General features: G+C 59.8%; 11 protein-coding genes and 1 pseudogene. 3 read left to right on the forward strand and 9 right to left on the reverse strand.

Annotation, left to right across the window (positions count from 1 at the left end; all coding sequences use genetic code 11):
* Positions 1-10 precede the first annotated feature (10 nt).
* The 3 genes and pseudogenes from istA (at position 11) to DFR29_RS25745 (ending at position 2,603) form a co-directional block, all read left to right on the forward strand.
* Positions 11-1,485: pseudogene (gene istA / locus DFR29_RS25735) on the forward strand (IS21 family transposase).
* Complete coding sequence (gene istB / locus DFR29_RS25740; protein WP_133821512.1) at positions 1,478-2,284, forward strand: IS21-like element helper ATPase IstB; 807 nt, start codon at positions 1,478-1,480, stop codon at positions 2,282-2,284. Before istA ends, istB begins: the two are co-directional and overlap by 8 nt.
* 79 nt (positions 2,285-2,363) lie before the next feature.
* Positions 2,364-2,603 (forward strand): RES family NAD+ phosphorylase, encoded by a 240-nt coding sequence (locus DFR29_RS25745; RefSeq protein ID WP_133821513.1) that lies wholly within the window; start codon positions 2,364-2,366, stop codon positions 2,601-2,603.
* 347 nt (positions 2,604-2,950) lie between these two features.
* Here DFR29_RS25745 and DFR29_RS25750 read toward each other — a convergent pair whose 3' ends face one another.
* The 9 genes from DFR29_RS25750 to DFR29_RS25790 all read right to left on the reverse strand — a co-directional run bounded on the left by DFR29_RS25750 (position 2,951) and on the right by DFR29_RS25790 (position 15,198).
* Complete coding sequence (locus DFR29_RS25750) at positions 2,951-3,451, reverse strand: JAB domain-containing protein (protein ID WP_133821514.1); 501 nt, start codon at positions 3,449-3,451, stop codon at positions 2,951-2,953.
* Positions 3,452-3,934: 483 nt separating this feature from the next.
* Positions 3,935-4,828 (reverse strand): hypothetical protein, encoded by an 894-nt coding sequence (locus DFR29_RS25755; protein WP_133821515.1) that lies wholly within the window; start codon positions 4,826-4,828, stop codon positions 3,935-3,937.
* Positions 4,825-6,561 (reverse strand): ORC-CDC6 family AAA ATPase, encoded by a 1,737-nt coding sequence (locus DFR29_RS25760; protein ID WP_133821516.1) that lies wholly within the window; start codon positions 6,559-6,561, stop codon positions 4,825-4,827. Before DFR29_RS25760 ends, DFR29_RS25755 begins: the two co-directional genes overlap by 4 nt.
* The gene (locus tag DFR29_RS25765) at positions 6,558-7,757 is read right to left on the reverse strand and encodes an N-6 DNA methylase (RefSeq protein ID WP_133821517.1); all 1,200 of its coding nucleotides are present in this window, start codon (positions 7,755-7,757) and stop codon (positions 6,558-6,560) included. Before DFR29_RS25765 ends, DFR29_RS25760 begins: the two co-directional genes overlap by 4 nt.
* Positions 7,758-8,579: 822 nt before the next feature.
* A complete protein-coding gene (locus DFR29_RS25770) occupies positions 8,580-9,914 on the reverse strand; it encodes a tyrosine-type recombinase/integrase (protein WP_133821518.1) in 1,335 nt (444 codons plus the stop codon).
* A gap of 30 nt (positions 9,915-9,944) precedes the next feature.
* A complete protein-coding gene (locus DFR29_RS25775; protein WP_166654341.1) occupies positions 9,945-10,649 on the reverse strand; it encodes an RES domain-containing protein in 705 nt (234 codons plus the stop codon).
* Positions 10,636-11,562 carry a hypothetical protein gene (locus tag DFR29_RS25780; protein ID WP_133821520.1) on the reverse strand — a complete coding sequence of 309 codons (927 nt, stop codon included), beginning with the start codon at positions 11,560-11,562 and terminating at the stop codon, positions 10,636-10,638. The genes DFR29_RS25775 and DFR29_RS25780 overlap by 14 nt, the downstream gene beginning before the upstream one ends.
* Positions 11,563-11,839: 277 nt before the next feature.
* Entirely contained in the window at positions 11,840-13,996 is a 2,157-nt protein-coding gene (locus DFR29_RS25785; RefSeq protein WP_133821521.1) for a DEAD/DEAH box helicase, read from the reverse strand.
* The gene (locus DFR29_RS25790) at positions 13,993-15,198 is read right to left on the reverse strand and encodes an AlbA family DNA-binding domain-containing protein (RefSeq protein WP_133821522.1); all 1,206 of its coding nucleotides are present in this window, start codon (positions 15,196-15,198) and stop codon (positions 13,993-13,995) included. The genes DFR29_RS25785 and DFR29_RS25790 overlap by 4 nt, the downstream gene beginning before the upstream one ends.
* Positions 15,199-15,202 lie beyond the last annotated feature (4 nt).

Raw genomic sequence — 15,202 nt, forward strand, 5'->3', positions numbered from 1 at the left:
GGTGCACACCATGGCGATGTACGCGAAGGTCCGGCGGCTGAGGTTGCGAGATGGGTTGTCGATTAGCGAGATTGCGCGGCGAACGAGCCTGTCGCGCAACACGATCAAAGCGTGGTTGCGTGAGCCGGCGCGGCGCGAGATGAAGTACAAACGTACGCCAGCGAGCAAGAAGCTGGACGAGTTCGAGGCGTGGATGCGCGACGGCCGCGCTCGCAACGCCGCACGGCGAGACGCCTGCACGAGCAACTCAAGGCCGAGGGATTTACCGGCCACTATGCACGCGTCACCGAAGCCCTTCGGGCGTGGCGAGAACAGGCGGGTGCCGTCACCGCCCGGTCGGCGTATGTGCCGTTGACCTTTGCGTGGGGCGAGGCCTTCCAGTTCGACTGGAGCGAAGAAGGGATCGTGATCGGCGGCATCTGGCGCCGAGTGCAGGTAGCGCACATGAAGCTGTGCGCGAGCCGCGCGTTCTGGCTGGTCGCGTATCCGAGCCAAGTGCACGAGATGTTGTTTGACGCACATGCACGATGCTTCGTCGGGCTGGGTGGTGTCGCTCGCCGCGGCATCTACGACAACATGAAGACGGCTGTGGATCGCGTGCCGGGCAGAGGCAAGGCTCGAATCGTCAATGCACGTTTTGCGGCGATGGCGGCGCACTATCTGTTCGACCCGGACTTCTGCAATGTGGCATCCGGCTGGGAGAAAGGCCGGGTCGAGAAGAACGTCCAGGACGCACGACGGCGGATCTGGCATACGACGCTGGAACAGCGCTTCGCCTCGTTCGCTGAGCTCAATGTGTACTTGGCCACACAGTGCGTGATGACACGTAGCGCTGCGCACCCTGAGCATCCGGAGCTAACGATCGCCGAGGCACTGGAGCACGAACAAGCGCATCTAATGCCTATGCCGGCGCCGTTCGACGGCTACGTGGAATTGCCGGTGCGCGTCTCCAGCACGAGCTTGATCACCGTGGCACGTAACCGCTACTCCGTACCGTGCGCTTACGCAGGCCATCGTGTCAGCGTACGTCTCTACCCGGAGCGACTCGTCATCGTTGTGGACCAAGAGGTCGTCGCTGAACACGCACGCGTCGTGGAACGCGATCGTGTCGTTTATGACTGGCTGCACTATCTTCCGCTCGTGGAGCGCAAGCCGGGCGCACTGCGTAATGGCGCACCGTTCGCTCAGATGCCCGAACCGTTATTGCGCTTGAGCCGGGCGTTGCTGCGTCGCGAAGGCGGCGATCGCGTGATGTCACAGGTGTTGGCGGCAGTTCCCGTTCACGGCCTTGAGGCGGTAATCGTCGCCGTAGAACTGGTCCTCGATACCGGACGCCCCAGCGTCGAGCACGTGCTGAACGTGCTGGCACGTCTGCGCGAGGAGCCTGCACCGGAAATCGTCGCCACCGCGCTGACAGTTACCACTCCGCCGTTGGCTGCTCCTGGCCGCTACGACAGCTTGCATGCGGAGGTGACACGTGACTGACCTCGTCACCGAACTCAAAGCGCTGCGCCTGTACGGTATGGCCAGCGGCTACGCGGAACTGCAGCATCAAAGCCCAGCTTCGCATCTGCAGATGACCGACACGCTCCTGCGCTCGCTGCTTCACGCGGAACGCACTGATCGGGGTCTGCGTTCGATCCGCTACCAGATGCAGGCAGCGCGCTTCCCGGTGCATCGCGACCTGGCCGGGTTCGAGTTCGACCAATCCAAGGTCGAGCGTCGTCAGATCGAGCAGTTCGCCACACTCGCGTTTACCGACAAAGCCGAGAACATCGTGTTCCTCGGTGGCACAGGCACAGGCAAAACACACCTTGCTACGGCGCTGGGAGTTCACGCGATCACTCAGCACGGCAAGCGAGTGCGCTTCTTCTCCACGATTGAACTCGTCAACACGCTGGAGCTGGAAAAGGCTGCTGGTAGAGCTGGACGCTTAGCCCATCAGCTCATGCATCTGGACCTCGTCATCCTCGATGAGCTGGGATACCTGCCGTTCTCACAAGCAGGCGGCGCGCTCTTGTTCCATCTGCTGTCAAAGCTCTACGAGCACACCAGCGTGGTGATCACCACCAACCTGGTCTTCGGCGAATGGGCTCACGTGTTCGTCGATCCGAAGATGACCACCGCGCTTCTAGACCGGCTCACCCACCATTGCCACATCGTTGAGACCGGCAATGAGTCCTACCGCTTCCGCCACAGCAGCAGCAAGGCCAAAGCTCGTATCAAAGCTCGCGAGCAAAGCCGCGAAAGCGCGGCCAAGGAGGCCAACGACACACCTTCCTGACTCAAAAACTCTACACTTCAAACCAGCCCAGGGAACTTCCCCTCGGCTTCCATCCCTGGTCAATCTTCAACGCGCAGGGATGGTCAGCTTTAAACGCGCGCCAACAAATCAGGGCATCACGCCGATCACCTGGATGCTGGGCGATCTAGCCATGGAGCAGGGCCACAAGGGCATCATCTTCCCGAGCATGGTGCGGGCGGGTGGCACCAACCTCGTCATCTACAAGGACATGCTCGAGCCGGAAGACAAGCTGGACGTGTTCGATGACGGCCTGTTACCGGACGACAGGGCCAGCTGGTCGAAACGGGATCTGCGCTGAGTCAGCTTGGGGCCGGGGCGGCCTGTTCAGCTACGAACCCTCTGAAGCGGCCGAATCGTGTAACTAGCTGATTAAATTGCTTTTCTAGACTTGAATGTCCTATTTTTACACGTATCTCGGCCGAACCCCTGCACGTACATAGCGGCCTTGGCTGCGCCATGTCGCGGATAGTGCGGATGCCTATCCTGAGACGCTGCAGTAACCAAGTTCGACGAACTCAGGGGACCTCACCAGGTCTAGCGCCCGATCCATCCAATCGGTCAACAGCGCACGCGCACAGGATCTGAGGGAGGCGTTCTGTCGAGAAGTCGGCAGCGTGGGCTGCCGACCGGCTGGCATTGGGAGGGTTAATTTGCGAGCTCGCCGAGTTCCGCCAGGGAGACTGATGCACCTGCGGAGACGATGACGTGGTCCAGCACGCGGACCCCGATGAGTCCGAGGGCGCTGCTCAATTCTCTGGTGATCAGGCGATCGGCGTGGCTCGGTTCGGCCACACCTGAAGGGTGGTTGTGCGCTAGCACCACGGCACTCGCGTTGACCTCCAGCGCACGGCGTACGACTTCGCGCGCATGAACCGCCGTGCCGTCTAGAGTGCCTGCGAAAAGCCGTTCGGCCGCTATGATGCGGTGACGGGTGTCAAGCCATAACACATGAAACTCCTCGTGCGGTAGGTGCCCGATGCGCGCGCGAAGGAAGCTGATCGCATCCGTGGGTTTGCTGACGGAGCCGTGCCGCTCCAATCGGCGGCGTAGGATGTCTTCGGCGGCCGCCAGCACGTCGCACTCAGCAACGTCGGTGCGGCTGCGGTGGAAGCGGTAGGTGCCGTCGGATCGATGGATGAAGTTCATTTCGGGGTTCCCATCGGCGCGGGGGTGCGCCGGTGAGGCCTATGCGCGACAACTTCAAGAACGCGGCGCACCCGTCAGGGGCGTAACATCGTGGAGCACGCATCGCGTTGCGCGGCGTTCGGTCGTCGCCAGCATCCTCACCGTCGGGCGCACCTCCGTGTCGGTGTACCACTCAGCCCAGCAGCCATCCGCAGGATAGCCCCAGGTGCGGCAGACCGTAGCCCGAGCATCCGCGTGGTTGCTTCCGCTGTCAGCAAACTCACTGAACCTCCAGGTGGACAACACGAGGTCGGTTCGCCGGTGCTGGGGATGCTGGCTGGGTCGATCTCGTTTTTTGTGCAGTTTTCAAGATATAGGCAAGGATCTCGCCTATTGAGACGGATTTGGGATTGAGCCGAGATACATGTAAAAACCGATCACAGAAGCCGAAAAATGTTTCTGCAATAGACTGTTCAGTGGGTACCGCACCAATCGTCGCTGGGCTCACTTTACGTTTTTCTTCTGGGACCGTTGTTTAAATTCATTCTTGAACAATCTATACATCACTGCGCACGTGGCCGACGGAGATGCCTCTTTGGTGCTCGCGAAGATGGCATAGTAGCTACGATACAGACTCCAATCCTTGCGCTCGATCCAGGTCCACGGCGACGATGATCCATTCCGGCTTGGCCATACGCTTCGATTCAGAACGGCAGCCATTACATGATTGTTGATGCTCTTGACCAAGGTCGCAAGGACCGAAGCGATTACTTCAATCGAGGACCGTCCGAGTTCGACGGGCTTTTCAATCAATGCCCGGTGACTCTCTAGTCCCAATTCCACGGCGTTCTTCGTGCCCAGCTTTCCGAAACGGTGCACGCAGCAGTGGCGTATTTCGCACACATCGCCGTACTGGTCGATCAGGTCGACCAAGGCCTTGTCTGGCGCCACGTCAACGCCCAAGAACTTGATTAGCCCGCTGGTAATACCCTTGGCGCCAGAAAAAGCATGCTCCTCAAGCAACGCTTCAGGAAGCATATCAGAGCCATGAACTTGCGCTGCAGCGTACGACACAGTTAGCGAATGACACTTTTCCTTTGCTATTTCGTCAACGACAAGCACACGCCGGATGAGTGCGCGCATGTAGCTCTCGACGGCTGACACATAGCCCAGCACGAGTAGTACGCCCTCGAACCGCTCGAACCGCTCGGTGGGACCGCGTTTGGCCCACATCAGGTTTAGTGGCAGTGTGTTCGTGATGAACTGATCGATCGGCGACAGCATCGAATCGTCATGGGAGATTTGAAATACCGTGCAGGTATCCAAGCGAGTCGTGGGCGCCGGAATGGGCACCATGCTGGAGTAGTTCGCCGGCACGTGTCTGAGCGGCGCAGTCATGACAGGTATTCATCGACAAAGCCATTGAGCACGTCAACGATTTTTGTCGTGCGCTGACGCCCAAACCCGCGCACGGTCAGGAGATCGGCGGCGGGATCTTGCTTGGCGAGAAAATCGCGCAACGTTCGGTACGCCGGAAGGAACTGTGTGATCTGGTTTCGCTGCCAATCAGATAGGCCAGGCACATCGTCAATGCGCGTATCGAGGCATTTCGCGAATGTGGATGCCTCAACCAACATTTGGCCGCAGTGATGGCAAAAGCGTTGGCTATCGGTGATCCGAGTAGTGCCGCAGGCAGCACACTTGGGCAACGAAAAGGAGAGTTGGGACAAGTCGAGATTGGGAACGGCCCGCTGAAGTCCTTTGCGGACCGGATGCTTCTCAGACTTTCGTGCAATCGCGTCGATAGTTTGGCGCAGACTTCCGCCAGCAGTGCCTCCACCCAACGCGCGGATCGAAATAAGTAGTGCGGCGTGTGGAATATAGCGTCGGTAGATTCGCTCTGGCGTCCCGTGCTTGACGGTCCCGTTGTCGTAGACGAGCCCGGCCTCGATTAGAAGCCGAAACATCCGCTCGACTATGGGCGTCAAATCGCTCTCGACGACACCGTATGTGAGCTGCCTTAGGTCCCTCGATGCCGACACGTCATTGGCCGTCTTAATCTCTTTGGCCATCGCTTCTAGCACAGCCTCGCCGGCAACCACGAGCGAATCCAATTTTGGAACTTTTGTTCCCAACGACCGGAACTCCCCGACGCGGGCATCGAGATGGTGCTGAATGATCCGGCTCACCCCTTGCTGCGTGCTCGCAAATCCGCCTCGGCCAAATTCATCGAGCATCGTAAGGTAGGCACGCGGTATGCCGAAAGCGGCGAACCGAAGAGTAGCCTTTGCGTCGTCTGGTATTTGATCGAAGGTACGAACTCGAGCTCGTGCAATGCCGTCTATCACCTTTTCGTATGCCGGATCTTCGACGCTGAGCCAAACGGGCACGGCAATCGAATCCTGCCCCTCATGAAATCGAGGACTCATCTCGGTCGTTCCCGGATAGACCGATGCCTTAGGCGCTAGGTCTACGGTCTTAAGCGACCGCACAATGTCTAGAAATTCGACCAAATAGTCAGGTGTCAGTGTGAGTGCGGCATCATCCATCAGCAGGATCGTGTGCTTGCGCTCCGCCCGCTCACGCGTTGCACTTGCAAGCTTTTGGACCAAGTCGATCGAGAGCGCTCTACCGACTAGCGCCGAATCTGTGTCCGGAGGCACGCTGCGCTCAACCCGGTTCACAAAGGTCTGCAATTCAGTTGGCGACAATCCGTCGGGCAGCAAGTCAGCGACGGATAGCTTTGGCTGCCATTCATTAGCACTGTCGAGTATCGACAGAATGGTCCGAGCCAGCACCCAGGAGTGAAACTGCTCCAGAGCACCAGCCTGACTGGACAGTAAGGGTTCCAGTCGAAAGTAGCGGTTGAATGAGACAAAGACCGCAAACGGACGTGTCATCGTGTTGCGGCACTGCAGCCATGTGTACCGCATCAAGTGGGTCTTGCCGCAGCCACGTGGTCCCACCAACGTACGGAGGCCGCGGTTGATCAGTTCTCGGAAGACCTTTTGAAACAAATCTCCCGCTTCCGACGTTTCCTGCGACAAGTCTTCTATGGGGATGTAGTCGGCCCGCTGCTGTAGGGCGACTTGCAACTCCAAGGGGTCGGTTGTCGGAGTTGCAATGGTCATATTCTGATACACAAGAAAGCTTGGACAGTGATGAAACGAGCACCCACACCATGGGCGATGCGTTCAAGGGCTTCTTGGCCGCGCGAGCTTGTTAGGAGTTGAAGCAGTTTCTGGCTCAAGCCGGCCCGCGGACGGATCCGCAAGAAGCAGTCCGAAGGCACAATTTTTCCCGCGGTAACCACGCAGATTTTCTTACTCAGCCCGCGGCCGACACGCGCGACGAGGAGATCACCCGCGATCGCAGTCACTGCAGATCCTGTCGCCACGGCTGGTCGCAGCCAGAATCGCTTGGGTACCGTCGTACGCCCAGGTGGCAGGTCGCTCGTATGAAAGACGACCACACTCGCATCCTTGCGAGTCCTAGAACTGTAGGAGCCACGGCTGACATTCTCGACGAAATCACCAACACAGTTCCTCGGTCGCTTGCCGATTTTGGTTCCGGCCACATGAAACGAGTAATCCAGTCGTTCGCATGCGCGCTCCGGTGAAACCGCAATAGCTTCTGACAATTTTCCCGTGAGATTCAAGCAGCGCACTAGAATATCCTTGGCCTGGCTTTCCGATCGTCCTACGACCAGGATGTGGGCCTTGGCCTCAGTTCTTCTAAATATGCTGCGCGGAAGCTCGACTACCTGGTGAATGCTGTGATGCGTCACGAGCGCGCTTCTGAAGCTGGCGAACCGTTCTCCAGCTATCAGGCCGTCTGGAAGAATCAGACCGAGGCGTCCCCCGGGCTTCAAGAGACGCAGACTTTGCGCCACGAAGAGTACATCTGCCGGCAAGTCCCGTGCTTTGGGTAGTACTGACTCGAGCCCCACTTCTTCTAGCAAGTCTCTGAAATGGATCTGCCATTTGGGTCGAATGTACGGCGGATTGCACAGAGCAACGCATGCGCCGCCACGTGGCACCGGGAGAAGGGACTCAATGTTGCGCTCCAGCGCATCGCCAACGTGGTGACGATACGCTCTCCCGAGTGCCGTTGGGAAACCTCCGCTGGCTGCCTTTCGATCGATGTCGACCGTAAGGTAGCGAGCCTTCCCCCAACGTTTGGCGGCCTCGGTAATTAACGTACCGGCCCCGGCTCCCAAATCAATGATCGTGTGGGGTAGGACTGCGTCAATCGCGTCCACCAGTACGGAGGCCACGCATTCGCGCGTGTAGTAGCGCCCCAAACTATCTGTGCGGCCTTGCGCCACTTGGTCACTCCCTCATTTTGCATGTTGAATGCCACACTGTCTTGGCCGCCACACGACATACACCGCTACCCTATCTGATTCTGCATACAGGTCAACGCATCCCGGCAGAACGGCGATCGGTTTTCCACTGGAAATCTATGCCTCGATCGATGCCCATGTACGATCGGCTGCAGTGAAATTTCCGTAGATTGGGTTGAGCCCAGATAAGAGCGAAAATTTGATCATAGGCCGCCGAGTGCAAACCATTCGGAGTACGGGATACGCGAGACGCGGCTCAACTGTACCCTTTCTCTCGCTGAATCCGGTTGCTGTGCTGGTCGAGCCGACCTTTCGCTTTGCGCAGTTTGCAATAGCCGAAACAAGCATCGCAAATCGTCAGAAATGGCATGGCTGTCGCGGTGAGCTGCTCGGGCCTCACCCCCTTCGCAAATCCGCGCGAGACTGTCAAACAATTTTCTGGATCGTATTGCACGGTCGCGTACCGGAAGAGTCGCGGCACAGCGCTACCTGATGGGGGCTTCTCAACTTCATCAAACCAGCACGCGCTAGAGAACTCTACGCGAACCTGAGCCGTGCAGGGATCGTCTTGCGCGATGGCGATTGGGCGAAGCGGTGATGGAACTACACGATAAACAGCAGGCATGGTAAGTGTACGAGTACAGCTAGGTGCTCGGCATGGATCTGGCTGAGGCGTACCACGAGCCGTTCGGGTGGCGCCTCTTTCCGTTGGGAAGGCCGTGACCGGAAGGGATGCCAGCTTGATAGGGTCCTTGATGCTGCAGGAGTCGAGATCGTATGACCCAATTGTGCTCCTATCCTGGCTCAACCCCGCATCGGCGCGCGGGCCCCGGCGGCGTCCTGGAGCTCCGCGAGCTTCGCCATGCCACCGTGCTTGGCGCGTAGCGCGTCGGTGTAGCGAGCTACGGTCTTCAGGCTCTTCCAACGCCCGCTGTTCATCAAGTCGACGTCGGAGATACCGGCCGCTACCATGTCCTGCGCCGCGCCTACGCGCAAGGAGTGCCCCGAGAAGCGGGCGATACGTGCCTTGATTTGCTTCTCAGTGAGCCCTAGCCCGTCGAAGAGGCCGGCGGACGCGACGCGCTTTCGGATGATCTTCGCCAACTCCGAGGCGGGCAGCCGCGCGCGCGGCCGCGCGCTGCCGTGGCCCGCGAAACCGCGCAGTGAGCGGAATAGTGCGGGCTCGTCAAGATCAAGCTTGGCGCGGTCGATCCAAAGGAGAATGCGTACGCAGGTATCGCGACGAAGGAAGAGTGCTTTGCCCTGTCCGCGCTGGTCCGTCTTGCTTCGGCGGATCTGTGCTATCCCCTGGCTCGTTTCGTCGTCGACCCGGATGTCGTCACCGTCAAGCGCAACGACTTCGGAGCGGCGGCCGAGCAGATCGTAGGTTGTTGCCAGCAGAGCGGCGTCGCGCGCACCGATGAGGGTCTTGGTGTCGATGGCAGCGAGCACGCGCTCGAGATGCTCGCGTGTGAGGCCCTCGGCTTGGCGCACAGGAACGTTGCGGCGGTCGGTTCGGACGCCAGCCTTCGTGGGATCGGGCGGATTGAGCGCGGCCAGCCAGACGTCGCGGTTGAGGGGTGATTTGAGAGGATTGGAGAACCCCGCCGCCTCGTGTAACGTACTGAGGCTCGATCCCCAGCGCTGGATACTGGCGAGTTTGTGGGTTGGCGCGTACCAGGCGAGGAATGCGCGCAGCTGCCGCGCACTCGGATTGAAGCTCGGCATGTGATGGGACTTGCACCACGTGCGCCAGACGCGCCAATCGGCCGAAAGTGCCTTGATGCTGTTGCCGGCGCGTGAGCGTCGGCGGCCGCGCCAGGTGGCGGCAAATGTGGCGAGGGCCAGCGGAATGCCGACGCCCGCGCGCCAACGGGGATCGAGCACGTCTTCGGCCGTCTTGCTGTCGACTCTGTCCAACGCGCTGGCGAGCCGAAACACCAGCGCGTGCCGTGCTGCTCCGGAGTTCATTGCCCACCACGCGTCCATGGCTTCGTAGGCGAGGGGAAGGCGCAGGCGGGCGAGTTTCACCAGCGCGGCCGCCAGGTCTTGAGGGGTCGCCGCCGGACGTATGATCACGAGCGGTTGTTCCCGCGTCGCGAGCGCCGCTGTGACTTCAGTGGGCAGGGCGAGCGTCATGTGCTGTTAGTGTTGTTGCGAGATTTCCGGTCATGGGGACTCCGCCACTGCGTCGCCGGCGGCGTCGTCCGCGGTGGCGCGGCGCAGGCTCGCCTGCGCGAGGGCTGCGTCGACGGCGGGCCACGCCTGCTCCTGGTCGTCGAGCGCTATCTCGGTGCCGGCGATGACCTCCAGATCGGCGCTGCGCACCGGTGGGTCGAACAGCAGAAAGACAGTGTCTGTGCCGTGTTGCTTGGATCGCCACATCAGTCCGTCCAGCGCTATTCCGCGCGCGGCGGCCAGCGCGAGGATGGCCGCGGCGGTGGCGTGCGTGCGTTCGTGCTTCGACGTCTGCTTAAGGTTTTCGAGTAGATCCAGGTCGGCGATCGTCGCTACCATGCGACGCGCCTTCTTGATGTCGAGGTCGACGAAGCGCAAGGGTCGCAGCGACCGCAGCTCCACCAGGCGCTGATTTCGAAACTGGTGCCGGCTCAGCGGCACGATGCCTCCGATGCCGATCACGTCCCGCAGCGGTCGCGATTCCCAGAGTGCTGCTTCGCGGCTTGAGCCTGCGTAGTACATCGCGCGCGGCGGCGACGCCACGATGGCGGAAAAGCGGGCTCGGCTCGCAGGATTGAACTGCGTCGCCGTAACGGTGGCGCCGCTGGGCAGCACAGTCGGATACTGGTGCCATACGCGCGGCCGCAGCTCGTCAATGACCAGGTCGACGAAGGTCGGAAGGTCACCAGTCGGCATTGTCGCCCTCGAAGTCGCGGCGCGCGAGGGCGATGACCGCATCGGGGTCGGCTAGGAAGCGGTCGGCCGGTCGTTGGCCGTCGAGCGCGTTCGTGGGGGAGAAGCACCATAGCGCTCCGGCCCACCCGTGATCTTCTGCGGGGAGAATGGCAAGGAGTTCGGACATCTTCGGATGTGGAGCACCTGTGGCCGTCAAGAATTGGAAGGCCGGGTGCAGGTACTGGCCGCGGATACGCACCCCGAGCAGACGACGTTCGCGCCGCAGCCGGCTGGCGTACTCGTGCGGGTTGGTCTCGAGCGCCTCGCCACGGCCGTGTTCTGCCACCTGCGTGCTGGTGAGCCACATCTCGTCCTTGAGCAGCGTGTCGCGTAATGCTCGCGCTGCGTCGAGCGATATCGACGCTGATTCGCCCGGGACGTGATTGAGCGTCGACACCGGCAGCAGCAACGATGATTCCTCTCGGCGCTCGTTGAACCACTTGACCAGCGCCGATCCCACCATTCCCACACCGACAATGCTTTCGGAGACGTTGCGAAGTTGGTTTGTGAGCGCTGTGTGCGCGTGTTCGATGTCGGCAAGATGCACAAAGAGTGCGCGCGGTCGTTCCATTTCACGGATGGACTGAATCACGACCTCGTGCCAACGCGCCAACTCGTCTGGTAGCGCGATCACGGGCATCTCGAGGATCGTTCGCGCGGTGTCGAGCTGTTGCGAGGCGATGCTCGCCCACGCGCTGACAAAGATGTCCGCCGGCGGGGCCGCGACGTCAGCGGCGCGCACCAGTAAGGCGACGAGATGATCGTCCAGCGCGCGCACTTCCTGCGCGATGGCGGCGGCGTCGACGAGCGTGCTGGTTACGGACAACCGGGGCTCGAGCCGGAGCGAATCCAGGACGATGGTGGGGGCACTCATGGCAACTACTCCAGCGGGCGGCCGCGGGCGGGACGGTTTACGCCGACAGCCACCCTACTCCGATTCAGCGCGTCTCACAAGACTCATATAAAGCCGATAAGTGTTGTCCTGACACGAGTATGCATCGGGCCAAGGCTGTGAAATTCAAAGAATTTGCGCTTCATTGCACAGTCAGGCAGTCGAACTTTTTGGCCTAGAAATGTATGTTGCAAGAGCGCCGATCTGGGAAAAGTATGTTGCGAGGGCGATGGGCGAAATAACAGAGAAGCTTCAAACATCAAGCTGTCGTACTGCTGAGGCGTGCCAAAGCGCTAGTTGCTTCGTCGAAATCGAGATGCCGAACACCGAAGTTCTGTAGCCTCAGCGCGGTGTCCACAAACTGGTCGAACTTCTGTTCCACGATCGGCAAGCTCAATGCCAGAAGCTGATCCATCGACGGCAATCCTTGCACTCGCCATTGATCTAGCGCCTCGACGACGGTGGGGACTGTCGAGTTTGAGACGCTTACAAATGCATCTTCGTTTGTTGCCTCAAGTCCTAAACTGCACAGAGCTAGGCGCAGCACATTCAAGGCGCGGTCGCTGCACCATGGCGCGAGCCACAAGCACGAATCCTCAGCGTAGATCGGCTGGGTATCTAGTCTCATCGCCAAGAATTCGCTGCGTGCCGCCACAAGCTGCATCTGGGCCTCTTCGTCGAGGTATACGGGCATAGTGGTGTCACGCAGCAATTCTGACATGCCCTGTCGAAGAAGCGCGCTCACCGCTGCAGCGCCACCACCAAACAGAGGAACCTTGCCCGCTGGCGCAGGTAGGAGTGTCAATGTCTTCGAATTGATATCGGCGTGGGCAATCCTCCAGCGACGGCCGCCGAATATGATCAACATTCCTGGCGCAACGGGAGAGTCGATCGGTAGTGTACCCAACGGTTTTCCGCCGGCGACCAGACGAAACTCTTCCGGAATCGCAAACGCGGTGTATAGGTCGTGGCTTGCCAGCAGCCGTTCGCCGCTCACACCCGGAACGAGGGTGCCGTCACCAAGCTGTTCGAGCACACCTGTGGCGCCGAGGCCGCGAAGAAAAGCGCCAAAGTTTTTTGTGTCGATGTCGTGAAATGGGCCTGTTTTGCAAAGGAGCCCGTAGAGTTGATCAGCGCGCGCTCCGCGGTTCTGCACAATCACCGACAGCACCTGCTGCACCAGGGTAGAGTAGTGAAGATCATCGTTTAGGCGCGGCGGCTCGAACCGCCGTTGTAGCATCAGCTCCACCGCAGCTATCGCTTGTATCAGAGGTAGGCGCAGTCGTTCACCCGGCGAGCTATCGACAGCGACATCGCCCAGTACCACGTACTGCCGTAGGACTTGCGGCTTGCCTGGTCGTCTACCGGAGCGCCCGAGTCGCTGTTTCAACGCCGACACGGTCGGTGCTCCGCCGATCTGAGCCACGGATTCAACGTCACCGAGGTCGACGCCAAGCTCCAATGTCGAGGTGCATACCGCGGTCGTCGGCAAATGCGCATCTCGCAACCGTGCTTCGAGCCACTGGCGCTGGTCGCGCGACAAGCTGCCGTGGTGAGGAAAGAACTCGTTCGGTACGTGCGCGCGCTCGGACCTATCACGCAAATCATCCGACACCTGTTCGACCAGCCCTCGCGAATTGGCGAAGACCAAGTTGGATTCGCCGCGCAGGACTGAGAATAAGTGGTCCGAAATAGTCTGATACGGATCGTCACCGCCTTTGCGGCGAATGAATGCACGAAGTTGGACACGAAGTTCGCCGCCCCCTTGTGCTCCCTCTAGCGAGATGCAGGGAAGGGCGCCGTCCGGTCGAAGGAAACGCTCGGCCAGCTTGACGTCACCAAAGGTAGCCGAAAGCGCGATCCGTGGCGTGGTCCTGCCCAGCAGAGTGTCCAAGCGGTGTAGCAGAGATTGCATCTGCCGCCCGCGAACTGATCCAACCAAAGCATGTAACTCGTCAGACACAACGTAACGTAGTTCGACCATCACACGCGCGAGGTCGCTCGCCCGGTGCAGAAACATCGCCTCAAGGCTTTCCGGCGTGATGAGCAGGATTTCTGCTGGACTTTTCCAGAACTGCTGCTTGCCGGCTGTGACGTCGCCGTGCCATGGCTGTACGCGCAGGCCCGTGGCCTCGCAGAGGCTTTCCAGGCGACGCGCTTGGTCGGAAATAAGTGCGCGCAGCGGAGAAATGCAAATGCACCCCACGCCGCGCGGCGGATTGCCGGCCAACGACGATACGATGGGCAGAAAGGCGGCTTCCGTCTTGCCGCCAGCCGTCGGTGCCGAGATCAGGACATCGCTCTGGCGGTCGAGAATAGGTGCGATGGCTTGCTCTTGGATGTTGCGCAGGGTGCGCCAGCCACGAGCGTGAATCCATTTGAGGACGCCCGGGTGTAGGTACATCGACGCATTCACGACGGCAACGCGCGATCAATTATTGACCACGCTGCTTCATCTAGTGAAAGCTCCACCTTGTCTCGGTTGTATGACAGGAACAACGGAAGAAGCGTAGGTGCCAGCAACTTGGCAAAATCAATGGAGCGCTCCGGTAGAGCTTCCAACCGGATCTCCGGACACCATACCACCTCATTGGGCGCAACTTTTGACTTCCTCGTCACCCACTGGCGGTTGCCAGGATCGAGAATGGAGTCGCTCAAATATGTGCCGGTAACTCCAACGAGTATTGGTCCATTTCCCAGCTGATCGGCAACTCGACGAGTATGCCGAAGCGCCATGGCGATGCCTCTCATAATCCAACCCAACGGCAAAATATGGTCTCCATTTTGTTTCTTACCGCCGATTACCTGCTCATAGCGGCCGTCAAAAAAAACCTGATAGCCCAATGGCCCACTATCATCATCAGCATCTGACGTGCAAAAGAAGCCTGTAGCCGTAAAGAACTCCCGATCGACATGCGTGATACTCGGCATCGTGTCTCGGGGATTGAGATTCTCGAAGTTCAGCAGCTGACGACTGCTTCGTGCGAGCGCGTGTAGTGGCGCAGCATGTAGCTGGAGGAACGGAAGGCCAGAAGTAACTCCGTCTTGAACCTGTCTCTGCCGGTTACGTCGAAATGCGTCGAACGCGTCGTAATGAATGTCTTCCCGCAGGAAAGCTTCGCGGATGCGGCTCATGTCCATAGCGTTTTTCTGTGCGCCGTTGCGTTCGTAGAAAATTCGCTCCGCCGATGTGCGATGCGGTGCATTCTGGCTTGGCCGAACTCGAATGAGTACGAACGCTTTGCTAGCGTCCGAAGGCGACTGAATCACGCGACTGTCAACGACTGAGGATAGCGGAGGATCCACCTTGTCCTTCCAGTAGTTCGCCAGTTTTCGTTCAAACTCGGTGGCTTCTGTGAGGTCGACACCGGCGGCGGCCACTGCCACTTCGTCCATCTCGTCGACGCCGATCACAATGTCGCCGCCCTCAGAGTTGGCGAAAGCCACCACGTCGGCTACCAGCTCGCGCATTTCGCGCGACCGTGTTTCGGAGGTTTCGCCGGCCCCAATTTTGTATAGCTCGCGTTTGAAATCCAGCCGGCGGCTTTCGCGTGTTTCGCGCGTCACCAAACCGCACACCTCATCGCCGGTTATCGTTCCAAAAGTGATGGGAAGCATGTCG

This window comes from Tahibacter aquaticus (genome assembly GCF_004363655.1).
In the GTDB taxonomy this organism is placed as follows: domain Bacteria; phylum Pseudomonadota; class Gammaproteobacteria; order Xanthomonadales; family Rhodanobacteraceae; genus Tahibacter; species Tahibacter aquaticus.